The 24,492-nt window shown below is 60.9% G+C and carries 15 protein-coding genes; 3 read left to right on the top strand and 12 right to left on the bottom strand.

Annotation, left to right across the window (positions count from 1 at the left end):
• Positions 1 to 3 precede the first annotated feature (3 nt).
• The 9 genes from MHZ89_RS16500 to MHZ89_RS16460 all read right to left on the bottom strand — a co-directional run bounded on the left by MHZ89_RS16500 (position 4) and on the right by MHZ89_RS16460 (position 18,403).
• The gene (locus MHZ89_RS16500; protein WP_311783913.1) at positions 4 to 3,105 is read right to left on the bottom strand and encodes an efflux RND transporter permease subunit; all 3,102 of its coding nucleotides are present in this window, start codon (positions 3,103 to 3,105) and stop codon (positions 4 to 6) included.
• Complete coding sequence (locus MHZ89_RS16495; RefSeq protein ID WP_311783912.1) at positions 3,102 to 6,314, bottom strand: efflux RND transporter permease subunit; 3,213 nt, start codon at positions 6,312 to 6,314, stop codon at positions 3,102 to 3,104. The genes MHZ89_RS16500 and MHZ89_RS16495 overlap by 4 nt, the downstream gene beginning before the upstream one ends.
• Positions 6,311 to 7,540, bottom strand: coding sequence for an efflux RND transporter periplasmic adaptor subunit (locus MHZ89_RS16490; protein WP_311783911.1), 1,230 nt, complete (start codon positions 7,538 to 7,540; stop codon positions 6,311 to 6,313). The genes MHZ89_RS16495 and MHZ89_RS16490 overlap by 4 nt, the downstream gene beginning before the upstream one ends.
• A 143-nt stretch (positions 7,541 to 7,683) precedes the next feature.
• Positions 7,684 to 9,081 (bottom strand): efflux transporter outer membrane subunit, encoded by a 1,398-nt coding sequence (locus MHZ89_RS16485; protein WP_311783910.1) that lies wholly within the window; start codon positions 9,079 to 9,081, stop codon positions 7,684 to 7,686.
• On the bottom strand, positions 9,071 to 12,208 hold the full coding sequence (locus MHZ89_RS16480; RefSeq protein WP_311783909.1) for an efflux RND transporter permease subunit: 3,138 nt from the start codon (positions 12,206 to 12,208) through the stop codon (positions 9,071 to 9,073). Before MHZ89_RS16480 ends, MHZ89_RS16485 begins: the two co-directional genes overlap by 11 nt.
• Positions 12,209 to 12,218: 10 nt before the next feature.
• A complete protein-coding gene (locus MHZ89_RS16475; RefSeq protein WP_311783908.1) occupies positions 12,219 to 13,355 on the bottom strand; it encodes an efflux RND transporter periplasmic adaptor subunit in 1,137 nt (378 codons plus the stop codon).
• Between the two features lie 173 nt (positions 13,356 to 13,528).
• Positions 13,529 to 13,717 (bottom strand): toxin-antitoxin system HicB family antitoxin, encoded by a 189-nt coding sequence (locus MHZ89_RS16470; protein WP_311783907.1) that lies wholly within the window; start codon positions 13,715 to 13,717, stop codon positions 13,529 to 13,531.
• Between the two features lie 411 nt (positions 13,718 to 14,128).
• Complete coding sequence (locus MHZ89_RS16465; RefSeq protein WP_311783906.1) at positions 14,129 to 15,856, bottom strand: penicillin-binding transpeptidase domain-containing protein; 1,728 nt, start codon at positions 15,854 to 15,856, stop codon at positions 14,129 to 14,131.
• A 273-nt stretch (positions 15,857 to 16,129) separates the two neighbouring features.
• Complete coding sequence (locus tag MHZ89_RS16460; RefSeq protein WP_311783905.1) at positions 16,130 to 18,403, bottom strand: molybdopterin guanine dinucleotide-containing S/N-oxide reductase; 2,274 nt, start codon at positions 18,401 to 18,403, stop codon at positions 16,130 to 16,132.
• Between the two features lie 178 nt (positions 18,404 to 18,581).
• Between MHZ89_RS16460 and galR the strand changes: the two genes are divergently transcribed.
• Complete coding sequence (gene galR, locus MHZ89_RS16455) at positions 18,582 to 19,583, top strand: HTH-type transcriptional regulator GalR (protein ID WP_120454479.1); 1,002 nt, start codon at positions 18,582 to 18,584, stop codon at positions 19,581 to 19,583.
• On the opposite strand, the gene MHZ89_RS16450 is transcribed toward galR, so the two are convergent.
• A complete protein-coding gene (locus MHZ89_RS16450) occupies positions 19,580 to 20,032 on the bottom strand; it encodes a GNAT family N-acetyltransferase (protein ID WP_311783904.1) in 453 nt (150 codons plus the stop codon). The two genes, galR and MHZ89_RS16450, sit on opposite strands and share 4 nt — an antisense overlap.
• A 12-nt stretch (positions 20,033 to 20,044) precedes the next feature.
• Positions 20,045 to 21,301, bottom strand: coding sequence for a diaminopimelate decarboxylase (lysA, locus tag MHZ89_RS16445; protein WP_311783903.1), 1,257 nt, complete (start codon positions 21,299 to 21,301; stop codon positions 20,045 to 20,047).
• 97 nt (positions 21,302 to 21,398) lie between these two features.
• On the opposite strand from lysA, the gene MHZ89_RS16440 reads away from it, so the two are divergent.
• A complete protein-coding gene (locus MHZ89_RS16440; RefSeq protein ID WP_311783902.1) occupies positions 21,399 to 22,319 on the top strand; it encodes a LysR family transcriptional regulator in 921 nt (306 codons plus the stop codon).
• On the opposite strand, the gene MHZ89_RS16435 is transcribed toward MHZ89_RS16440, so the two are convergent.
• The gene (locus tag MHZ89_RS16435; protein ID WP_120454487.1) at positions 22,316 to 23,479 is read right to left on the bottom strand and encodes an MFS transporter; all 1,164 of its coding nucleotides are present in this window, start codon (positions 23,477 to 23,479) and stop codon (positions 22,316 to 22,318) included. The two genes, MHZ89_RS16440 and MHZ89_RS16435, sit on opposite strands and share 4 nt — an antisense overlap.
• A 353-nt stretch (positions 23,480 to 23,832) precedes the next feature.
• Here MHZ89_RS16435 and MHZ89_RS16430 point away from each other — a divergent pair, with 353 nt between their 5' ends.
• The gene (locus MHZ89_RS16430; RefSeq protein ID WP_120454488.1) at positions 23,833 to 24,459 is read left to right on the top strand and encodes a serine protease; all 627 of its coding nucleotides are present in this window, start codon (positions 23,833 to 23,835) and stop codon (positions 24,457 to 24,459) included.
• The last annotated feature ends 33 nt before the right edge of the window (positions 24,460 to 24,492 follow it).

Below are 24,492 nucleotides of genomic sequence, written 5' to 3'. Positions count from 1 at the left end.
GGATCACGATTCCGCATGGCGCAGACGGCGCCACTGACGTTGGGTGGCGCGACTCAGACGGTCGAACCAGAGATAGACTACCGGCGTGGTAAACAGAGTCAGCAGCTGGCTCAGCGCCAGGCCACCGGCGATCGCTATACCGAGCGGACTGCGCAGATCGGCGTCACCGCCGCTGCCGAGCGCCAGCGGCAGCGCGCCGAAGAAGGCCGCCAGCGTTGTCATCATGATGGGACGGAAGCGCATCAGGCACGCCTGAACAATCGCCTGCTGCGGCGAGAGGCCGAGGCGGCGTTCGGCGTCGAGCGCAAAGTCGATCATCATAATGGCGTTTTTCTTCACTATGCCGATCAGCAGAATAATGCCGATCAACGCGATCACCGTCAGCTGGGTGTTGGTGAGCAGCAACAGCAGCAGCGCGCCGACGCCCGCCGACGGCAGCGTGGAGAGAATAGTCAGCGGATGCACATAGCTCTCGTAGAGCACGCCCAGCACGATATAGACCGCCGCCAGCGCCGCCAGGATCAGCCAGGGCATGGTCGCCGTCAGCTGGGCAAAGGCGGCGGCGGTGCCGGCAAAACCAGCCTGAATGGTTGAAGGCAGACCGAGCCTCGCCATCGCCTGCTTAATCAGCACCTGCGCCTGCTCCAGCGAGACGCCGTCGTTGAGGTTAAAGGCGATGGTGCTGGTGGCCGACTGTCCCTGATGCGCCACCGACAGCGGCGCGTTGCCGGTGGTCAGGCTGGCGAAGGCGGAGAGCGGCACCCGATCGCCGCTGTCGTTAATGACGTAAAGTTCCTGCAGAATCGCCGGATCGCGCGTGTAGCTGCTGTTGAGCGACATCACGACGTGATACTGGTTAAGCGTGTGGTAAAGCGTGGCCACCTGGCGCTGGCTGAAGGCGTTATTCAGCATGGTATCGAGCATCTTCACGTTCACGCCGAGGCGGGTGGCGCGATCGCGGTCGATATTAATTACGATCTCCTGACCGCCGGTTTGCGAGTCGGAATCGACGCTGTTGAGCTGCGGGATCGCCGCCAGCGCCGCCTGCACTTTCGGCGTCCAGGTACGCAGCAGATCGAGGTCGTCCGCCTGCAGGCTGTACTGATAGCTGGCATTGGCGCTGCGGCCGCCGATATGCAGATCCTGCGCCGCCATCAGAAACATCTGCGCGCCAGCGATATGGCTGGTTTTCATGCTCAGCCGGTTGGCCACTTCGGTGGCGGTGGCGTCGCGCTGGTCTAAGTCTTTAAGCCGCACAAAGAAGTTGGCGCTGTTGCGCGAGCCGAACATGCCGCTGCCCATCGAGGACATCACGCTCTCTACCGCCGGGTCGGACTGGATAATGCGGGTGAACATCAGCATTTTCGGCTTCATCGCCTGAAACGAGATATTCTGGTCGGCGCGCAGCGCCCCCATCAGCAGGCCGGTATCCTGATTGGGAAAGAAGCCCTTCTGCACCACGCTGTAGAGAAACAGATTAAAGAGAACGGTAAGCAGCAGGCTGAATATCGTCAGCTTCTGGTGGCGCATCACCCAGTTAAGCCCGCGCGCATAGGCCGCCAGCAGCGCATTAAGCTGATTTTCAATAAACTGATAAACCGGATGCGGCCGCCGGGTGACGCGCGGTTTGCGCTTCAGCAGCCGCGAGCAGAGCATCGGCGTCAGGCTGAGAGAGACGAACATCGAAATCAGCAGCGATACCGTGAGCGTAACGGCGAACTCGCGAAACAGGCGGCCCACGATGCTGCCCATCAGCAGAATGGGTATAAACACCGCCACCAGCGACACCGTCATCGACAGCACCGTAAAGCTCACTTCGCGCGCGCCGCGCACCGCCGCGCGTACCGGCCCCAGCCCCTCTTCAATGTGACGCGTAATATTTTCCAGCACCACAATAGCGTCATCCACCACAAAGCCGGTGGAGATGATCAGCGCCATCAGCGACAGGTTGTCGAGGCTATAGCCGAGCAGATACATCACCGCACAGGTGCCGATCAGCGATACCGGCAGCGCCAGCGCCGGGATGATCACCGCCTGCAGGTTGCGCAGAAAGATAAATACCACGGCGATCACCAGCAGCACTGCAATCAGCAGCGTCTCTTCGGTATCGTAGAGCGAGGCGCGCACGCCCGGCGACCGGTCAACAACCACTTTTAGCTGCGTATCGGCGGGCAGATTCTTCTCCAGCGCCGGCAGCTGCGCCTTAATCGCGTCGATGGTTTCGAGCATGTTGGCGCCCGCCTGGCGCGTAATGCCGATCATCACCGAAGGCGCAGCGTTGAGATATCCGGCCTGATACTGATCCTCCACCGAGTCATATACGGTGGCGACGTCGTGCAGACGCACCGCCTTGCCGTCCTGATAGGCGACAATCAGATCGCGATACTGGGCCGCCTTGTCGAGCTGGCCGTTGCTGTCCACCACCCACGACTGGCTGCTGCCCTGCAGCATCCCTTTCGGCAGGTTAGTGGTGCTGCTGGCGATGGCGCTGCGCACGCTATCGAGCGAGATGCCGTAGTGCGTCAGCTTCTGCGGCTGTAAATCGATCCGCACCGCAGGCAGCGCGCTGCCCATCAGCGACACCTCGCCGACGCCCTTCACCTGCCCCATCGCCTGCTCAATCTTGCTTTCGGCCAGATCGTACAGCTCGCCGGGCGTGCGCGTTTTGGACGTAAGCGCCAGCATCACGATAGGAGCGTCGGAGGGATTGGCTTTGCGGTAGGTCGGCAGCGACTCCATGCTGCTCGGCAGCAGACTGCGCGAGGCGTTGATAGCGGCCTGCACGTCGCGCGCCGCGCCGTTGATATCGCGGTCCAGCTCAAACTGCAAAATAATGCTGGAGGATCCCTGCGAGCTGCTGGAGGTCATTTCGGTAATGCCCGCGATTTGCCCCAGCGCGCGCTCCAGCGGCGTCGCGACCGTCGCCGCCATGGTTTCCGGGCTGGCCCCGGCGAGGCTGGCGCTCACCATAATGGTGGGGAAATCGACCTGCGGCAGCGGCGCGACCGGCAGCAGCCGATAACCGAGCGCGCCGAGCAGCAGGATCGCCAGCGTCAGCAGCAGCGTCGCAACCGGGCGGAAGATAAACAGCCGCGTCAGGTTCATGACTCGCCTCGCGACTGCTGCTGGCGGCGTTTCACCCAGGCGTTACCGCGCTGCGCGATGGCGTCAAACCAGAGGTAGATGACCGGCGTAGAGAAGAGCGTCAGCACCTGGCTGACGATCAGCCCGCCGACGATCACCAGCCCCAGCGGCTGGCGCAGCTCCGCCCCCGAACCCGACGCCAGCATCAGCGGCAGCGCGCCAAGCAGCGCCGCCATGGTGGTCATCAGAATCGGACGGAAGCGCAGCAGGCAGGCCTGATGGATCGCCTCGCGCGGGCTGAGGTGCTGCTTGTTCTCTGCCTCCAGCGCAAAGTCGATCATCATAATGGCGTTCTTTTTCACGATGCCGATCAGCAAAATCACGCCGATCAGGGCGATCAGGCTGAATTCGCTGCCCGCCAGCAGCAGCGTCAGCAGCGCGCCGACCGCCGCCGACGGCAGCGTCGAGAGAATAGTGACCGGATGGATAAAGCTCTCATAGAGAATGCCCAGCACCACGTACATGGTGAGCAGCGCGGCGAGGATCAGCCACAGCGTATTGCCGGTCGCGCTCTGGAAAGCGGAGGTTTCACCCTGATAGCGCAGCGTTATGCTCGACGGCAGCTGCAGCTGCTGCTCTACCTCGGCGATCGCCTTTTGCCCATCCTCCAGCGAATAGCCGCTGTTGAGGTTAAAAGAGATCATCACCGCCGGGAACTGGTTGAGCCGCATATGCATCAGCGAACCGGCGCGCTGGTGAATGGTGGCGACAGAGGTCAGCTTTACCATGCCCTTGCTGGCGTTGCTGCTGGCCGAGCCGGATGTCGTCGTCGAGGAGGTTGATGTCGAGGTCGAGGTCGAAGTCGAAGCAGAGGTCGAAGTCGTCGCTGAGCTGGTGCTGGTCGACGGCTGGAGATAAACCTCCTCAAGGGAGGCTGGCGACTGCTGCCAGGCAGGCGCGACTTCCAGCACCACGCGATACTGGTTTGACTGCGTAAAGATGGTCGACACCAGACGCTGGCCGAAGGCGTTATAGAGCGCGGTATCAACGTCCGACGCGGTAATGCCGTAGCGCGCCGCTTTGTCGCGGTTCAGCTCCACCCAGGCGACGCGCCCCTGATTCTGCAAATTACTGACCACGCCGTTAAATTCCGGGCATTTTTGCAGCGCCGCCACCAGCCGCGGCGACCAGGTGACCAGGTTTTCGCTGTCGGGGTCGTCAAGGGTGAACTGATACTGGCTTGGCGTGACCTGATCGTTGACCGTCAGATCCTGCGCGGGCTGCATATAGAGCTGAATGCCCGCCACCTGCGCCGCCGCCTGCTGAAGCTGCTTAATCACCACGTCGGCTTTGACGTCGCGCTCGCTGAACGGCTTCAGGTTAATCTGCAGCCGCCCGCTGTTAAGGCTGGTATTGCTGCCGTCGATGCCGATAGTGGATGAGACGCTCTCCACGGCTGGATTCGTCAGCACCGCTTTCGCCAGCGCCTGTTGACGCTTCGCCATTTCGCTAAAGGAAACGTCCTGTGACGCCAGCGTAATGCCCTGAATCAGTCCGGTATCCTGCGTCGGGAAGAAGCCTTTCGGCACCGCCAGATAGAGCAGCGCGGTAAGCGCGAAGGTCGCCAGCGCCACCAGCAGCGTCAGCTTCTGGTGGTTGAGCACGATGGTCAGCAGCCGGTCGTAGCCGCGGATCAGCCTGTCGAAGAGTTCGCCGCCCTTGCGTGCGAAGCGTGACTGCTTCTCCGGCGGAATATGGCGCAGCAGATAAGCGCACAGCATCGGGGTGAGCGTCAGCGACACCAGCATCGACACCAGAATGGAGACCGCCAGGGTAATGGCGAACTCGCGAAACAGCCGCCCGACCACGTCGCCCATAAACAGCAGCGGGATCAGCACCGCGATCAGCGAGAAGGTCAGCGAGATAATCGTGAAGCCGATCTGCTGCGACCCTTTCAGCGCCGCCTGCATCGGGGGTTCGCCCTCCTCCAGCCGCCGCGAGATATTCTCCACCACCACGATGGCGTCGTCGATAACAAAGCCGGTGGCGATGGTCAGCGCCATCAGCGAGAGGTTATTCAGGCTAAAGCCCGCCAGATACATTACGCCGAAAGTGCCCACCAGCGACAGCGGTACCGCGACGCTGGGGATTAGCGTCGCCGCCACGTTGCGCAGGAACAGAAAGGTCACCATCACCACCAGCGCAATCGACAGCATCAGTTCGAACTGCACGTCGCTGATCGAGGCGCGAATAGTCTGGGTACGGTCGGAAAGAATGGTCATCTTTACGCCGTCCGGCAGCGCGGCCTGCAGGGTCGGCAGCGCCGCTTTGATGTTGTCCACTACCTGAATTACGTTGGCGCCCGGCTGGCGCTGCACGCTGATAACAATTGCCGGACTGCTGTTGGCCCAGGCTGACTGATAGCTGTTTTCCGCCCCCTGTTCGATATGGGCGATATCCTTCAGGCGCAGCGCCGCGCCGTTCTGATAAGTGAGGATCAGATTGCCATACTCGTCGGCGGTGCGTAGCTGGTCGTTGGCGTCGATGGTAACCGAGTGATATTTGCCGTCGAATCCACCCTTCGAGCCGTTGACGTTGCTGTTGCTAATCAACGTATTAACGTCCTCCAGCGTTAGCCCGTGTGCGGCGAGCGCCGTTGGATTCATCTGGACGCGGATCGCTGGCTGATGGCCGCCCGCCAGCGTAACCATGCCGACGCCGGAGATTTGCGACAGCTTCAGCGCCACGCGGGTATTAACCAGATCCTGCACCTGCGTCAGCGGCAGGGTATCGGAGCTGGCCGCCAGGGTGATCACCGCGCTGTCCGCCGGATTGACCTTTTTATAGGTCGGCGGGTTGGGCAGGTCGCTCGGCAGCAGATTATCAGCGGCGTTAATCGCCGCCTGCACTTCCTGCTCTGCGACGTCGAGCGAGAGATCGAGGCCGAACTTCAGGGTAATGATGGACGATCCGCCGGAGCTGGTGGAGGTCATCTGGCTCAGCCCCGCCATCTGCCCCAGCTGGCGCTCCAGCGGCGAGGTGACTGACGACGCCATCACATCCGGGCTGGCGCCAGGATAGAGCGTGGTGACCTGAATCGTCGGGTAGTCCACCTGCGGCAGCGCCGAGGTAGAGAGAAACTTATAGGCGAAAATACCGGCGACCAGCACGCCGACCATCAGCAGAATGGTCGCCACCGGGCGCAGGATAAACAGGCGTGACGGATTCATTTTGCCTCGGCGGGTGCGGTCGGTTGCGTCTCATCCGCCAGCGTGACCTTGCTGCCGTTAGTCAGGCGATCGATGCCTTCGGTCACCAGGCGATCGCCAGGCTCGACGCCCTTGAGGATCGCCTGTTTGTCGTCGCCGAATGCCGGACCGGCAGAGACCGCCTTGCGCGTCACGGTGTTGTCTTTATTGATAACGAAGACGAAGCTGCCGTCGCTGCTCAGCTGCAGCGCCTGCGACGGGATCACCGTCGCCCCTTTCAGGATACGCGTCTGCACGCGCAGGTTGACAAACTGGTTGGCGTAGAGCGCCTCATCCTCATTGGCGAAGGTGGCCTTCAGCGCCACGGTGCCGGTATCGGTGTCGATCTCGTTGCTGATAAATTTCACTTCGCCCTGCGCCAGCGCGCGGCTGTTGTCCTGATCAAAGGCGGTGGCCGGCAGTGCCTGCCCCTGGTGCAGCGCCTTAATCAGACCGGGGATATGGCTCTGCGGCACGCTGAAGGTCACGGCGGCAGGCTGCATCTGCGTGATAGTGACCAGGCCAGTGCTGCTGGAGCTTTGCACCATATTGCCCGGATCGACCAGCCGCAGCCCGACGCGGCCACTGACCGGCGCGGTGATGCGCGCATATTCGATGCTCAGCTTCGCGCTGGCGATCTGCGCCTGATCGGCCGCCACCGCGCCGCGATACTGGCCGACCGTAGCGATTTGGGTATCGAGATCCTGACGCGCCAGCGAATCCTGCGCGTAGAGCTTGCGGTAGCGCGCCAGCGTCAGCTCGGCGCTTTTCAGCAGCGCCTGGTTCTGGCTCAGCTCCGCCTGATACTGATTGAGCGTCGCCTGGAAGCTGCGCGGATCGATCTGCGCCAGCAGCTGTCCCGCCTCTACTTTTTGTCCTTCGGTGAAGTAAACCTTCTCCAGCTGACCGTCGACGCGGCTGGTCACCGTGACGCTGGCGTTAGGGATCACCGTACCCAGCGCGTTAAGGTAAACCGGCACGTCGGCAGTGGTCGCCACGCCGCTATGCACCAGCGTCGCGCCGCCACCCATCATCGCCATTCCCGGCGGGCCGCCGCGTCCGCCGTGAGGGCCGCCAGGCGGCATTGCGCCTTGCCCTTTGCCAGACGGCAGCACCCGCCAGACGACGCCGGCAATAATCGCAATCAGGATTAACAACAGCAGCCACTTAAACCAGCGGGAGCGAGAAGAGCGGGACGCATTAGTCATTATCAAAGTCTTACAAAGAGTAAAAAGGAAAAATCCCCTTATTTCAGGGGATTATTTAAAGTCTAAAGCATAGCGCCGCGTATTATCCGCGAAAGCCCGTACGTTTTTCCATCGGGAAACTGTAATGGTTCCGTTAAGAAAGGTCAGGCTTTCCAGCCGCCGCCCAGCGCTTCATACAGCGTGATTTTCTGGTTTAGCTGGCCCAGACGCGCCGTTATCAACGCCTGCTGCGCGCTGTAAAGCGAGCGCTGCGCCACCAGCACATTCAGATAGTTGTCAATGCCTTGCTTATAGCGCAATTCAGAATAGTCGTAATCGCGCTGGTTCGCTGCGACCTCTTTTTCCAGGGCCGTTAGCTGATCCTGCCAGGTGTCCTGACCGGCCAGCGCGTCGTTCACCTCTTTAAATGCGGTCTGGATCGCCTTCTCATAGTTGGCGATTTCGATACGCTTCTCAATTTTGGCGATATCAAGATTGGCCTGATTCACGCCGCCGTCGAAGATCGGCAGGTTGATCGAGGGCACAAAGGACCAGGAAGCGGTTCCGCCCTCCAGCAGGTGCCCCAGCGAACTGCTGGCCGAACCGCCTGACGCCGTGAGCGAGATGCTGGGGAAAAAGGCGGCGCGCGCCGCGCCGATATTGGCGTTGGCCGCCTTCAGCGTATGCTCGGCGGCGATAATATCGGGACGACGGGTCAGCAGATCCGACGGCAGTCCCGCCGGGGTCGCCGGGAAGTCCCAGCGATTATTCAGCGTGGCGTTTTTCAGCAGATCGGCGGGCAGCTCGGTGCCCGCCAGCAACCGCAGCGCGTCGACATCCTGGCGCACCTGGCGCGTGTAGCTCGCCACGTCCGCCTCAGCGCTGCGAACCGTACTCTCCGCCTGCGCCACATCTACATCGCTGCTTACGCCGCCGCGATAGCTGAGCTGGGTTAATTCATAGGATTTCTGCTGGCTCTGGGCGGTCTGCTGCGCCAGATGCAGCAGATCGTTATCGGAGCAGAGCGTCAGCCAGGCTGACGCCACCTGGGCAATCAGCGCAATGCGCGTGGCGCGCTCGGTCGCCTCGGTAGAGAGATACTGCTCCTGCGCCTCGTCGCGCAGGCTGCGCAGACGGCCGAAGAAATCAAGCTCCCAGGAGGTGACGCCCAGCCCGGCGTTAAGCTCGTGATAGGTCACCGCACCGGAGCTTTTGGTGCTGTAGAGATTGGCAGGCTCGTGCGCCGAAGTCTGGCTGGCGGTGGCGCTGATCGACGGCAGCAGCGCGGCGCGGTTGACCTGCACCGTCGCGCGCGCCTGCTCAACGTTAAGCGCCGCGACGCGCAGGTCGCGGTTATTTTGCAGCGACAGCGCAATCAGCTGACGCATTTTTGCGTCGGTAAAGAAATTTTGCCACGGTAGATCGGCCACGTTGCCAGCGGGCGTCTGCTGGTCGTAGCGCGTCTCGACAGGCATGGCCGGGCGATGATACTCCGGCTGTAGACTACAGCCCGCCAGCAGCAGAGCGAGCGGCAGCAACTTACAGCGAACATTAACGATCATGATTAACTTCCTCAGCGGCCGCGTTCTCTTTCTTACGTGAGAAGAACTGCGCCACGACTACGTAGAACATGGGAACAAAGAAGATGGCGAGGAAGGTTGCGGTGATCATTCCGCCCACTACCGCCGTACCGATAGAGTGCTGGCTGCCTGCGCCTGCGCCGTTCGAAATGGTCAGCGGCAGCACGCCAAGGATAAAGGCCATCGAGGTCATGATAATGGGGCGGATACGCAGCCGCGCCGCCTCTACCGCCGCCTCGACCAGACTCTTGCCGTCGCGCTCATGCAGCTCTTTGGCGAACTCGACGATCAATATCGCGTTTTTTGCCGCCAGTCCGACGGTAGTCAGCAGGCCGACCTGAAAGAAAACGTCATTCTGCAGGCCGCGCAGCAGCACTGCGCAGATCGTGCCAAGAATGCCGAGCGGTACGGACAGGATCACCGAGAAGGGTATCGACCAGCTCTCATAGAGCGCCGCCAGGCAGAGGAAGACCACCAGGAGCGAGAGAACGTAGAGCTGGGTAGTCTGCGAGCCGGACGTCTGCTCCTCATAGGAGATGCCGTACCACTGCACACGGAAGCCTTTCGGCAGTTTCGCCGCGATCTCCTCAACCGCCTGCATCGCCTCGCCGCTGCTGTAGCCCGGCGCGGGCGATCCCTGAATCTCCTCCGCCGTCATGCCGTTAAAGCGCTCGTAGTGCGGCGAGCCGCTGACCCATCTGCCGCTGCCGAAGGCGGAGAACGGCACCATGGTTCCGCTGCTGTTACGGAAGTACCACTTATTGAGATCCTCCGGGGTGACGCGCGACGCCGCCTTGCCCATCAGGTAGACCTGCTTGACGCGGCCGTTATACATAAACTGGTCGATATAGCTGGAGCCCCAGGCCACCGACAGCGTGTTGTTGACGTCAGACATGCTGAGGCCGAGCGCGCTGGCGCGTTCGTCGTTGATCTCCAGCTGGTACATCGGCTCATCTTCCAGGCTGTTCATACGCACCTGCGTCAGACGCGGATCCTGGTTCGCCAGCTGCAGGAACTGGTGAGTGGCGTCCATCATCTGCTGGTGGCTGTGCCCGGCGGTATCCTGCAGGTAGAAGTCGAAGCCGGTGGCGTTGCCCAGCTCCATCACCGCAGGCGGCACCATGGCAAAGACCTTCGCGTTCGGGTAGCTGGCGAAATGCGCGCTGATGCGCGCCGCCAGCGCCTGGACGCTCTGGCTGCTTTGCTTGCGTTCGCTCCAGTCTTTGGTGCGCACAAAGACCATCCCGCTGTTCTGTCCGCGGCCGGCGAAGCTAAAGCCGTTAACGCCGAACATGCTGCTAAATACAGAGGCTTCGTTCTTTTGCAGATAGTCGTTGATGTCGTTAAGCACCAGCTGGGTGCGCTGCGCTGAGGCGTTTACCGGCAGCGTGACCTGCAACATCAGCACACCCTGATCTTCTTCAGGCAGAAAAGTGGTCGGCACGCGGGTAAAGAGGAAGCCGGTGACGCCAACGATCGCCAGATAGACAACGATAAACAGACCGCGCCGCGAGATCACTGTGCTCACGCCGCGCGTGTAGTACAGCGTGCCGCTGTCGAAGTGACGGTTGAACCAGCCCGCAAGCCCGGTGGTTTTATGCTCCGCCGAGGCGCGTTTAAGGATAGTAGCGCAGAGCGCCGGGGTAAAAATCAGCGCCATCAGCACTGAGAGCGCCATCGCCGAGACGATAGTGATAGAGAACTGACGGTAAATTACGCCGGTCGAGCCGGCGAAAAAAGCCATCGGCAGCAGCACCGCCGAGAGCACCAGCGCGATGCCGAACAGCGCGCCCTGAATCTGCTCCATCGACTTGATGGTGGCAGTTTTCGGATCGACCTGCTCTTCATGCATCACACGTTCAACGTTCTCCACCACCACGATGGCGTCATCCACCAGCAGCCCTATCGCCAGCACCATGCCGAACATCGTCAGGGTGTTAATGCTGTAGCCGCAGGCGGCGAGAATGCCGAAGGTGCCTAGCAGCACCACCGGCACCACCATAGTAGTGATCAGCGTTGCGCGCAGGTTCTGCAGGAAGATCAGCATCACGAAGAACACCAGCACGATCGCTTCGATCAGCGTTTTCACCACCTCTTCGATCGAGGCGCTGACCACCGGCGAGGTGTCATAGGGATAGACCACCTCCACGTTGTCCGGCAGCGAATCTTTCAGCGAGGCAATAGTGGCGCGCACCGCTTTGGCGGTCTCCAGCTCGTTGGCGCCGGTAGCCAGACGCAGCGCGATCCCGGCGGAAGGCTTGCCGTTCATGATGGAGTCGATGGTATAGCTCTGCGGCCCCAGCGCCACGCTGGCGACATCTTTCAGGCGGATTTGCGAACCGTCGCTGTTGACCTTGAGCAGCACGTTTTCAAACTGGCTGACCGTCGTAAAGCGCGATTTGCCCAGAATGGTGGCGCTGGTTTTCGCGCCCGGAACGGTCGGCAGCCCGCCGAGCGAGCCGGAAGAGACCTGCACGTTCTGATTATTGATGGCGGTGGTGACGTCGCTCGGCATCAGGTTATATTTGTAGAGCTTCTCTGGATCGAGCCAGATGCGCATCGCATATTCCGCCCCCATCACCATAAAGTCGCCAACCCCTTTGGTACGGGAAATCGGATCCTCCAGCTTCGATACCAGTACATCCGCCAGATCGCCATTGCTCAGCTTGCCGTCTTTCGAGATCAGGCCAACGACCATCATGAAATTTAACTGGTACTTACGGATACGGATGCCCTGCTGGGTGACGTCAGTGGGAAGCTGCGACTCAGAGAGCGAGACGCGGTTCTGCACCTGGACCTGGGCGATATCGGGGTCAACGCCCTGATTAAAGGTGGCGATAATCTGCGCGCTGCCGTCGCTGGCGCTGCTCGACTCGATATAGCGCAGGCCATCCAGCCCGTTAAGCTGCTGTTCAATAACCTGCACCACGGTGTTTTGCGTGGTTTCCGCACTGGCGCCCGGATAGGTAACAGAGATCGATACCGCCGGCGGCGAGATATTGGGATACTGATTAACCGGCAGGCTCAGCGTGGCGATAGCGCCGACCAGCATCACGATAATGGCCACAACCCAGGCGAAGATCGGACGCTCAATAAAAAATTTAGACATGACCTCTCCTTTACTGCGCTGACGGATCGGTCATCGACAGACTGACGCCGCCGGCAGCCGGCGTATCCTGGCTGGTCGCGGCCTGGGCTTTGACCTTGATGCCGCTGCGCACGCTCAGAAGGTTGTTAATGATGACCTGCTCGCCGCTCTTCAGGCCGCTGTTAACCAGCCAGCTGCCTTTCACCATCTCGCCGGTCGTAATGTTGCGCTGTTCAACGCTGCTGTCCGGTTTAACGACGTAGACATAGGGCTGCCCTTTGGTGTCATGCATGATCGCCTCCTGCGGCACCAGGATGCCCTGCTGCTGCACCCCCTGCGGGAAGACGGCGTGAACATACATGCCCGGCAGCAGCTCGTTATGCGGGTTCGGGAAAACGGCGCGCAGCACGACAGTGCCGGTCGTCTCGCTGACGTTCACCTCGGAGAAAGCGAGCTTACCTTCCAGCGGATAGGTGCTGCCATCTTCCAGCTGCAGCTTCACGGTGGCGGTGTTGTCATCTACCTTTTCCAGCTTGCCCTGCGCCATGGCGCGACGCAGGCTCAGCAGATCGGCGACCGATTCGCTGACGTCCACGTAGATCGGATCCAGCTGCTGAATAGTGGCGAGATAGTCGGTCTGCCCGTTGGTAACCAGCGCGCCGGCGGTGACCAGCGAGCGGCTGATATGACCGGAGATCGGCGCTTTCACCAGCGTGTAGTCCAGATTGACTCTGGCGGTCTCGAGATCCGCTTTGGCGGAGCGCTCAGCGGCGACCGCATCGTCATAGGTCTGCTGGCTGATGGCGTGCGCCGCTGCCAGCGGCTGATAGCGCTTCGCTACCATTGCGTCGTTCTGCCAGGTCGCCAGCGCTTTGTCATAGGCTGCTTTATAGGTTGCCGGATCGATCTGGTAGAGCGGCTGCCCGGCTTTTACTTCGCCGCCTTCGGTAAACAGCAGCTTCTGTATCACGCCGCTTACCTGAGGGCGCACCTCGGCGGTTTTGACCGCATTGGTGCGGCCGGGCAGCTGTTTCATTAAGGTGACGGGCTGGCTTTTAACCGTTGTTACGCCTACTTGCGGGATGCTGGAGGCAGCAGGCTGGCCTCCTCCCTGATCGCAGGCCACCAGTAAAAACACCACGCTGGCAGAAAGGAATTTCAGACGCATAGTTCTTCTCATTACAGGAAAAAGTAACGAGAGTGATTACTCTCGTAGGGAAGCCTATTGTAGAGAAGCGCTGATGCAGGAATCTGTTAAGGTTGCGTAAAATATATTTTCTGGACGAAAATTCCGCGCTTTTGTGCCGCGATCCCGCACGTTTCGTTCAAGACAGAAGCGGCTTAACCCCGAGGTTCAATGCCGCGACGGCGCAGCTCGCGGCGCGCCAGCTCTTTAAGCCAGCAGCCGAGCGTCACATTTTCAGCATCGGTCAGTTCACGCAGCTGCTGATGCAGCTGATAAGGAATACGTAGTTGAAACGCAGCGGATCTTCCTTCGCCGCGCGGCGTTCGATCTTTGGTTTTCGGCATAGGTTTTTCCCTGAGCGACAGAGCGCCTTTTGCGGCGCTACCCACGCCGCAAAAGGCTAACGCCCCGTTATGGAATGCAGGATAACGGTTCGTTGCAGTTACCCTATCGCACCGGCTTTTTTTTTGTTCGCGTCAAAGCGTTAAGGGCGGGTTAAGAGATGTGAGCAGATTGCGGCGGGTTAACAAAAGACAAAAAAAACCCACGCATCCGCGTGGGTTGGTGCAATAAACAGGGTGGATTATCCTTGCGGATATCGCTGCCTGGGCAGCGCGTCTTCGCACCTATCAATACCTCTGGGACTGCTATCCTCGCACTCTGCGGCGGGACAAAACAGCGCGAAAACGCAACGATATTCGGGGAAATGAAACCAGGTATGAATAAGTTCCACTCCCGGTTACACCCTGATTTTATTAAGATTTATCTGAAGGCTTATTGTAAATTGCATCCGGCGCGATATTCATATGCTTCAGCACTGGGCCCATGATATTGCCGAAGATAGGCGCGGCGACCGAGCCGCCGAAGTGATCCCCCGCGGTGGGATGGTTAATCATTACCACCAGCGCCACTTCCGGATGACTGGCGGGCGCAATGCCGGCGGTATAGTTGATATAGCCGCCATCATATTTGCCGCTGTCGCCCATCTTCTCCGCCGTACCGGTTTTCGTCGCCAGCCGGTAGCCAGGCACCGCCGCTTTGATCCCCGTACCGCCTGGCAGCACGTCGCTCTCCAGCATATGCACTACCTCTTTTACCGTTTCCGGATTCGCTACCTGCCTGCCAAGCACCGGCGGCGTCACGCGGGTAATCGACAGCGGACGGTAAACGCCGAAAGAACCCAGCGTGGCGTATTCCCGCGCGATCTGCAGCGGCGTTACGCGCAGGCCATAGCCGAAGGAGAAGGTCGCGCGCTCGATATCCGCCCAGCGCTGACGGTGCGCCGGAAAGTAGCCGACGCTCTCGCCGGTCAGCCCCAGGCCGGTCGGTTTGCCCAGGCCAAACGCCTGATAGGTATTGACCAGCGCCTCGGCGGGCATCGCCAGCGCGATATGGGACACGCCGATATCGCTCGATTTCTGCAAAATGCCGGTCATGGTCAGGCGCGGCCAGTGGCCGACGTCGCGGATCAGGTGGCCGTTTACCCGATACGGCGTGGTGTCGATTACCGAATCGGGGCGCACCAGATGACGCTCCAGCCCTTCCATCACAACCAACGGCTTCACCGTTGAGCCGGGCTCATAGCTGTCGTTGATCGCCGCGTTGCGCATCTGCGCCGGGGTGGCGCCGTCGTAGTTGTTCGGGTTGAACGACGGGTAAGAGGCCATGCCAAGGATTTCGCCGGTATCGATCTTTATCAGCACCGCCGCGCCGGAATCCGCTTTATTCAGCAGCACGCCATCACGCAGCTTACTGTAGAGGGTGTACTGATCGAACTTATCGATGCTGAGCTGCACCGTCGGCGGCTGCGTCGGCGGCGTATAGCTCAGCATTGAGATAATGTTGCCAGCGGCGTCCTGACGGTAAACCTCTTTGCCCGGCACGCCCTGCAGCAATTTGTCATAGCCTTTTTCCAGCCCGTTCAGGCCAGAGTTGTCTGCGCCAACGATGCCGATAAGCGGCGCGGCCGCCTCGCTCATCGGGTAGAAGCGGCTGTCGTCATAGACTTCGCTGATGCCCTTCAGATGCAGTTCGGCAATGTCTTTAGCGATGCCAAGCTCGATTTTACGGCCCAGATAGAGAAAGCGGCGTTTCGGGTTGGCGGTGATCTGCGCGGCGATCTGCTCTGGCCGCATATTCAGCGCCGAGGCCAGATAGGCCCATTTGGCGCTAAGGAAGTCGGGGTTCGCCTCCAGCACGCGCATTGGATCGGCGATAACGTCGCGCGACGGCACCGAAAGCGCCAGCGCTTCGCCGTTGCGATCCAGCAGAGTGCCGCGGTTGGTCGGCAGCGTGACGGTGCGCAAGGAGCGCTGGTCCGCCTCGTGCTCCAGCATCGGCTGGTTAAGAAACTGCAGATCGGCGATGCGCGCCAGCAGTACCACCATGCAGGTCAGCACGCCAAGGCAGATCAGGCGAAAGCGAAACGGGTTAAAAGGGGCTTTGATCTGGTCTTTTCCCAGTAGTTTTTTTATCCGGGGCATGGCAATCCGCTGCAAAGAAAAAGTAAAAAATATCTACGCGAGCAGTTATAAAGAAAGCGTTACGTTGTTAACAGGAAAACTGTGTATCAGTTCGTAATCGGCGCGCCAGGCAAAAAAAAACCTGCGCATCTGCGCAGGTCGGTGTAATCAAGAAAATCTATTGATGTTCACCCATCAATACCTCTGGGACCCTGACTGTAGCAAGGCCGCGAGACGGGCTGCCATCACTCAAACGCAACAGTGTCCGGCAAAATGTAACCAGCCATGTGTTTGTTAAGCAATTTTGCAAACTGCATGTTTTTTGATGTCCACCAGGCAACTCATGGCGTTCGGCCCCTGCGTCAGCGACGAGGTGCCGATATCGAGCGTCAGCACATTGGGGTTGCCCGCGCGGTCGAACGGCTGCCACTCCGCGCCGAAACCGGGATCGAACCAGGCGCCGGTGGCGACGATGACCACGCCCGCCGTCAGCCCGTCGGTCAGGCGCACGCCCGCCAGCATCGCGCCGCGCGCGTTGCGCACTTCAATCACCTCGCCGTCCGCAATGTCGCGCGCCGCCGCGTCCTGCGGATGCATATAAAGGGTTTCATGTCCCGCGGTTTTATTGCCCTGCACCGTCGGCGTGGCGTCAAGCTGGCTGTGCAGCCGATCCGACGGCTGGATAGAGATCATATGCAGCGGGAACTGTTCGCTCAGCGCCGCGCCCAGCCACTCCTGCGGCTCGCGCCATTCGGGATGACCAGCGAAATCCGCCAGCTTATAGTCGGCGATGGTCTGGCTGAACAGCTCAATCTTGCCGCTGGCGGTCTTGATCGGATGACGCTCAGGATCGGCGCGGAAATCCTCCATAAAGATATAGGGCTTGCCCCCTTCCGGGATCTCGACGAAACCGCGCGACCAGAACTCCGCAAACTCCGGGAAATCGATCCCTTTGCGCGCATGCGCCACCGCGCACTGCTGGTAGAGATACTCAATCCACTGGCGTTCATCGCGCCCCTCGGTAAACGCCTCGCGGTAGCCGAGACGCTCGGCCAGATCGGCGAAAATATCAAAGTCGTTACGCGCCTGATGCTGCGGCCTGATCGCCTGGTGCATCGCCAGCACAAAGCGGTCGCGCGACGAGCCGCCGATATCGTTGCGCTCCAGCGTGGTAGTGGCGGGCAGCACGATATCCGCCATCTGCGCCGCTGGCGTCCAGACGATATCCTGCACCACCACGGTATCGGGCTTCTGCCAGCCCTCGACCAGCCGGTTAAGCTGCTGATGATGATGGAAGGGATTGCCGCCCGCCCAGTGCACCAGATGAATGTCGGGATAGGTCAGCGTTTCCCCCTGAAAGGTATAGGGCTGACCGGGATTGAGCAGCATATCGCTGATGCGCGCCACGGGAATCGACAGGCCCGAAGGATTGGGGCCGGTGGCCATCAGCGGCGCGGGGCCGTCCTGACGCGGATTGCCGACGCTGTTCATCGAACCGTGGCCGAAGGAGAAACCGGCGCCCGGCAGGCCAGGCTGGCCGAGCATGGACGACAGCGCAATCATCATCCAGTAAGGCTGCTCGCCGCGATGGGCGCGCTGAACCGAGTAAGAGCAGGTAATAAAGCTGCGCTTGCCGATCAGCTGTTCGGCCAGTCGGACAATGCGCTCCGGCGGAATGCCGGTGATGCGGCTCGCCCAGCCGGCGGTTTTGGCGACGCCGTCGCTTTCGCCCAGCAGATAGGCGCGCAGCTGCGGCCAGCCGGTGCAGTGGCTGGCGAGAAACGCCTCATCCACCGCGTTGCGCTGGGCGATCTCATAACCCAGCGCCAGCATCAGCGCCACGTCGGTATTGGGGCGAATCGGGATCCAGTCGGCGTTGACAAACGCCGGGCAGTCGTCGCGCATCGGGCTGATATTAATAACCGGCGTGCCTTTGGCCGCCAGCTGCTCCAGCGCCGGTTTCAGGCTGTGCTGGCCCGCGCCGCCCGACGCCACCTGGGCGTTTTTCAGCGCCAGCCCGCCGAAGGCGACGAAGATTTCCGCGTGCTCTACCACCTGTGGCCAGTCAGTAACGCGCCCGGTCAGCGGCATATAGGTGCCAATCACATAGGGCAGGAAAAACTGCGCCGCTCCCCAGCTGTAATTGCCCTGCTGATCGACGCCGCCGCCGCCCTGAAAATAGAAGCGACGGATCAGGGAGCGCGCATGGTTGACGCGGCCCGCCGACGACCAGCCGTAAGAGCCGTTGAAAATGCCTGAGGCGCCGTAGCGTTCGCGGATGCGGCGATTTTCCTCCGCCACCAGATCCAGCGCGGTCTCCCAGTCAACGGCGACGAAGTCTTCCCGTCCGCGCAGCGTGCGGTCGCTTTTTTCGCGCGCTTTCAGCCAGGAGCGGCGCACCATCGGCTGGCGAATACGTTTGTCGGAGTAGACCAGCTCGGGAATGGTGTTCAGCATCGGCGACGGATCGGCGTCGGCGAAGAACGGCTCGCAGCCGATCAGACGATCGTTTTCAGTTACGGCGGAGAATGCGCCCCAGTGCGCCAGATGCGGCACTCGCTTTTTCATGGTTTCTTTTACGGCAGGTAAGGGAAAAACGCAGGATACCACGCGACCCTGCGCCGGGTTAAGCCTGGAATTTTGCCCCTTTTTGCGACGGCGCAGACATTCTACCGGCTTGATGTAGGCCGCCTTTTCCGTAACACTGCTGCCATGTGTAAACGTTTTCCCTAAAGCAGGTCGAGGCATGGCTACGATTAAGGATGTTGCCAGACTGGCGGGTGTTTCCGTCGCGACGGTTTCCCGTGTGATTAATAATTCGCCTAAAGCCAGCGAGAGTTCGCGTCAGGCCGTCAGCCAGGCGATGGAGGAGCTGCAGTACCATCCTAACGCCAACGCGCGCGCCCTGGCGCAGCAGTCGACAGAGACCTTAGGGCTGGTGGTGGGCGATGTGTCCGACCCTTTTTTCGGCGCAATGGTTAAGGCAGTTGATGAAATAGCCGGACAGACCGGCAACTTTTTGCTGATTGGTAACGGTTACCATAACGAGGAAAAAGAGCGTCAGGCAATTGAGCAGCTGATGCGCCATCGCTGCGCCGCGCTGGTGGTGCATGCCAAGAAAATCCCCGACGCCGAGCTGGAACTGCTGATGAAGCAGGTGCCGGGCATGGTGCTGTTAAACCGGCTGCTGAAAGGGTTTGAACAGCGCTGTATCGCGCTCGACGACCGCTACGGCGCCTGGCTGGCGACGCGCCATCTGATTCAGCAGGGGCATCAGAACATCGCCTTTATCTGCTCCACCCATCCGATTTCTGACTCCGAAGACCGCCTGCAGGGCTATTACGACGCGCTGAAAGAACACGGCCTGCCCTGCAACGATCGGCTGGTAACGCTGGGCGAACCGGATGAAGTCGGCGGCGAACAGGCGATGACCGAGCTACTGGGGCGGGGCCGCAGCTTTTCCGCCGTGGCCTGCTATAACGACTCGATGGCCGCCGGGGCGCTGGCGGTACTGAGCGATAACGGCGTGCGCGTGCCGGAGGAGATGTCGCTGATCGGCTTCGATGACGTGCTGGTGTCGCGCTACGTGCGCCCACGCCTGACAACGGTGCGCTATCCCATCGTCACTATGGCGCAGCAGGCGGCAGAGCTGGCGCTGGCGCTGGCCCACGGGCAGCCGCTGCCGGAGGTGACTAATATGTTCAGCCCGACGCTGGTGCGGCGGCATTCAGTGAGCGGGCCGGGTTAAATCTCGCGCCGGTAAAGCCTGACCCTTTTATGCGGGTAGTCCAGCGCCTCGCCCGCTGGCGTCCAGCCGTGACGTTCGTAGTAGTCGCCAAAGGTGGACCAGAGCCACAGGCGGCCATAGCCGCGCTGCCGCGCGTAGTCGATCACATGCTGCTGTAGCGCCGCGCTCAGGCCGCTGCCGCGCGCGCTTTCTTCGACGTAGAGCGCAGCGAGCCAGGGAAAGAGATCCTGACGGCTGATCAGGTCGCAGCGCCAGAAGCCCACCGTACCCACCGCCCTGCCCGCGTCGTCAACGGCGACGAAGGTGACGGGGAACTCCGCCTCCTGTAGCGAACTCTCTACCACGCTGGCCATAAAGTCGCGGCTGTTGTCCGCATCAAAAGCGCGCCACAGCCAGTCAGAGACCTGTCCGGCAAACTGCGGCGCGTCGCGCAAAGAGAGGATCTTCACCTGACGCGCGCCTTAGCTCAGCTCAAGCGCCAGCAGTTCTTGAATGGTCTGCGCCCGGCGGATTTCACGCGGTCTGCCCTGTTCGAACAGCACTTCCGGGATCAGCGGACGGCTGTTGTAGTTAGAGGACATCGACGCGCCGTAGGCGCCGGTGTCGTGAAACACCAGATAGTCGCCTACACGCGCCGCAGGCAGCGCGCGCGTTTCGACCTTGCCGCCTTCCAGCTGGGTAAAGACGTCGCCCGACTCGCACAGCGGCCCGGCGACCACGCTGTCAACCAGCGTCTGCTCATCGACAGCGCGTCCGTCGCCCGCCAGCAGCGAAATATGGTGATAGCTGCCGTACATAGAGGGGCGCATCAGATCGCTGAAGCCCGCATCCACCAGCACGAAGTGGCGGCTGCCCATCACTTTCACCGCGCGCACCTGCGACACCAGCACGCCTGATTCAGCAACCAGAAAACGGCCCGGCTCGATCTCCAGCTTGACCGGATGGCCGAGATGGGCGGCGATACGCTGGCGCGCCGCATCCCACAGCCCGAAATAGTGCGCGGTGTCGATCGCCTCTTCGCCGAAGCGGTAAGGAATGGAGAGGCCGCCGCCCGCTGAAATCGCCTCAAGATCGTGGCCGAGCGCGATCACCTGCTCCACCATCGCGTCGCATACCTGCTGGAGATGGCCGTAATCGACGCCGGAGCCGATATGCATATGCAAGCCGACCAGCCGCAGGCCATGCTGTTCAATCGCCTTCAGCGCCTGCGGCAGCTCGCTGTGCCAGATGCCGTGTTTGCTGTTCTCGCCGCCGGTATTGGTTTTCTGGCTGTGGCCGTGGCCGAAGCCGGGATTAATGCGCAGCCACACCGCGTGGCCAGGGGAAACGTCGCCCAGCTGATGCAGCATATCCACCGAACCGGCGTTAACCGGCACCTTCAGCTCCGCGATGCGCGCCAGCGTCGGCCGATCGAAAACGTCGGCGGTAAATACGATCTCTTCGCCGCCAGGCTGAAAACCCGCCGCCAGCGCGCGTTCGATTTCGCCGAGCGATACCGAATCGACCTTAACGCCCGCCGCGCGCATCAGGCGCAGAATATGAATGTTGGAACAGGCTTTCTGCGCGAAGCGCACTACGTCGAAGGCGCGCAGCTGTTCGATACGCTGCTGAATAATCTGTGCGTCATAGGCCCAGAACGGGCCATTGTACTGCTGCGCCAGCGGCAGTAGCTGTTGGGCGTTGAGCGCGGTGGTATGGTCGGTTAAGGCGCGTGGCATAAGGATTCTCCTGTGGTTACGCCTATTAAGCCAGAACAGTGCCATGCTGAAAAATATCTGTTTTAATAGCTTCTATGCAAAATGGATATGGTGGCCCATGGCGAAAATTAACTGGCGACACATTGAGATCTTTCACGCGGTGATGACCAGCGGCAATCTGACGCAGGCCGCTACGCTGCTCAACACCTCGCAGCCCACCGTCAGCCGCGAGCTGGCGCGACTGGAAACGCAGCTTGGGCTACGGCTCTTCTCGCGCGTGCGCGGTCGGCTGCAGCCCACGGTGCAGGGGTTGCGCCTGTTCGAAGAGGTGCAGCGCTCGTGGTACGGGCTGGATCGCATTATGGAGGCGGCGGACGGGCTGCGTCAGTTTCGTCAGGGGGAGCTGTCGATCGCCTGCCTGCCGGTCTTTTCGCAGTCGCTGCTGCCGCCGCTGGTGCAGCCCTTTATGCAGCGTTATCCCGACGTCAGCCTGAATATTATCCCGCAGGAGTCGCCGCTGCTGGAGGAGTGGCTGTCGGCGCAGCGCTACGATCTCGGCCTGACCGAAACCCAGCACGCCCCCGCCGGTACGGAACGCCTGGCGCTGCTGACCTGCGACGAGGTGTGCGTTCTGCCGCAGCAGCATCCGCTCTGCGCGCGCGCGGTGCTGACGCCGCAGGACTTCGCCGGAGAGAACTATGTCAGCCTGTCGCGCGCCGACAGCTATCGCCAGCTGCTGGATACGCTGTTTCATGAAAATGGCGTGGAGCGCAGGCTGGTGCTGGAGACGCACAGCGCGGCGTCGGTTTGTGCGATGGTGCGTGCGGGCGTGGGGATTTCGGTGGTAAATCCGCTGACGGCGCTCGATTATGCCGACAGCGGTGTGGTTATGCGTAAATTCAGCGTCGCGGTGCCTTTTACCGTCAGTCTGGTGCGCCCGCTGCACCGCCCCGCCTCGGCGCTGGTCGCCGCCTTTATCGACCACCTGCAGACGCAGGTGGCCGACTTTCCCCGACGTATCGCCGAGCGGCTGGCTTAGGCGCGCACTGTCGCGGCGCTGCCGCCCGCTTTACGGAAGGTGATCAGACAGATAAGCAGGCCTACAGCGGCCAGCGCGGCGGCGGCGACCGGCACCGCGGTCAGGCCGTAGCCTCGGCCGATTACCGCGCCGCCGACCCATGCGCCCAGCGCATTGCCGACGTTAAAGGCAGAAATATTCAGCGTCGAGACCAGGTTCGGCGCCTCCTTGCCGTGGCGCACCACGTTGATCTGCAAACCCGGTACGGTGGCGAAAGTCGCCATCGCCCACAGGAACAGGGTGACTTCCGCCAGCCACAGCGCATGGCTGGTCCAGCTAAACAGCAGCGAGAAGATGGCGATCAGCGAGAAGCTTAAAATCAGGCTGAAGGAGACCTTCCAGTCCGCCAGCTTGCCGCCGAGGATATTGCCAACGGTCAGGCCTGCGCCAATCAGGAACAGCGTCCAGCTGACGCCGCGCGCGCTGATGCCGGTAACCTGCAGCAGCAGCGGCGCGATATAGCTGAACAGCGCGAACATCGCCGCGGCGAAGAACACCGTCATCAGCAGCGAAAGCCACAGCTTGCCGTTAGCCAGCGCGCTGATTTCGCTCGCCAGATGCACCGGCTTCTCTTCTTTATTGACCGGCAGGCTGACGATCAGCGCGATAAAGGCCAGCACGCCGATAATGGCGACGCCCCAGAAGGTGGCGCGCCAGCCGAACAGCTGACCAAACCAGGTGCCGAGCGGCACGCCGAGCACGTTCGCCAGCGTCAGGCCGGTAAACATCAGCGCCACGGCCGATGCCTGACGGCCCGGCGCCACCAGGCTTGCCGCCACGACCGCGCCGATGCCGAAGAAGGCGCCGTGACAGAGCGCGGTAATGACGCGGGCCATCATCAGCAGGTTATAGGTGTAGGCCAGCGCACAGAGCACGTTGCCGATAATAAAGATGATCATCAGCAGGATAAGTGTTTTTTTACGCGGCAGCCTGGCGGTTAACAGCGCCATAATCGGCGCGCCGATGGCGACGCCCAGCGCATAGCCGCTGATGAGCCAGCCTGCCGACGGAATCGAGACCCGCAGATCGCCCGCCACCTCGGGCAGCAGGCCCATAATGACGAACTCGGTGGTTCCAATCGCAAACGCACTTAGCGCCAGCGCCAGTAAAGCAACAGGCATAACACACTCTCCCAATTAATAAGCAGGTGAACGCCGCAGCGGACGCCGGGCGTGGACGGTTATAAAAATTTGAACTTCGTCACGGTGGGTATTAAATCATAGCCGTCTTTCGGCATACACCCCGCGTCCGGCAAGGATCTTTTGCCGCAGAGGCAATAATGCGCGTCAGATGCTTGCCAGAATCTTAACAATAGCCTTCTCTTTTACGCGCTACGCTTGATGTTGAGGGAGAGCCGCGTTATTAAAAGGGGCGCTTTGCGTGTTGATTTATCAGATAAAGGAATAGAGCGCGTTGCCGATACCCCAGATGCACTGTCCGATAATGTGAAGCCATTCTTAAGCGGGGAGAGAAAATGCAACGGCTAATTGCTCTGATGGCGCTCTGTCTCAGCGGCTGCTCCGTCGGCCACTACGAGTACAGCAGCGAAGCGCAAAAGCGCGTTGATATGACCTATACCGGCATTCCCACCGCGCTCGGACTGGGAACCCTGGGCACCACTATTCCGCTGACGGCGGAGTACAGCCTGACCGCCGCGCACGTTGCTAAATTCTCGCTCTATCGCGTTAAGGCCTGGCATCCTGAGTGCGATCTCGCCGTGGTTTACCATAAAAATAGCGAAGCTAATCTGCCGCCGCGCTTTCGCAACAGCCATATCGGCGACAAAGTGAATCTCTACGGCTACAGCTTTATCAGCGCAATGCCGGTCAGCTCCAGCGGCGAGAACCTGATTAATACGTCATTAGCGAACAGCTGGAACAAGGCGCAGTGCGTGGTGGTCGCGGCCAATGCCGGCGTGGTGAAAGGCATGTCGGGTGGCGCGGTCTATAACGCCTCGGACGACACCCTGGCGGGCGTGATTGTCGGCTACAGCAGCCGCATTGATGATAACCAGAGCGGGAAAACCCTCTATCGCGACGTTGCGCTCTATGTGCCCTATGCGCGCTTCGAGGCCTGGCTGAACGGCGTAGTGAAATCCTGACGGCCAGAAAAAAATAAGGCCAGCATCGCTGGC

The sequence above is a fragment of the Pantoea sp. ACRSB genome, from assembly GCF_022346905.1.
GTDB classification, from domain to species: Bacteria; Pseudomonadota; Gammaproteobacteria; order Enterobacterales; family Enterobacteriaceae; genus Pantoea; species Pantoea piersonii.
Note: the sequence above shows the minus strand (reverse complement) of the source record. Positions and strands in the feature narration are given on the sequence as shown.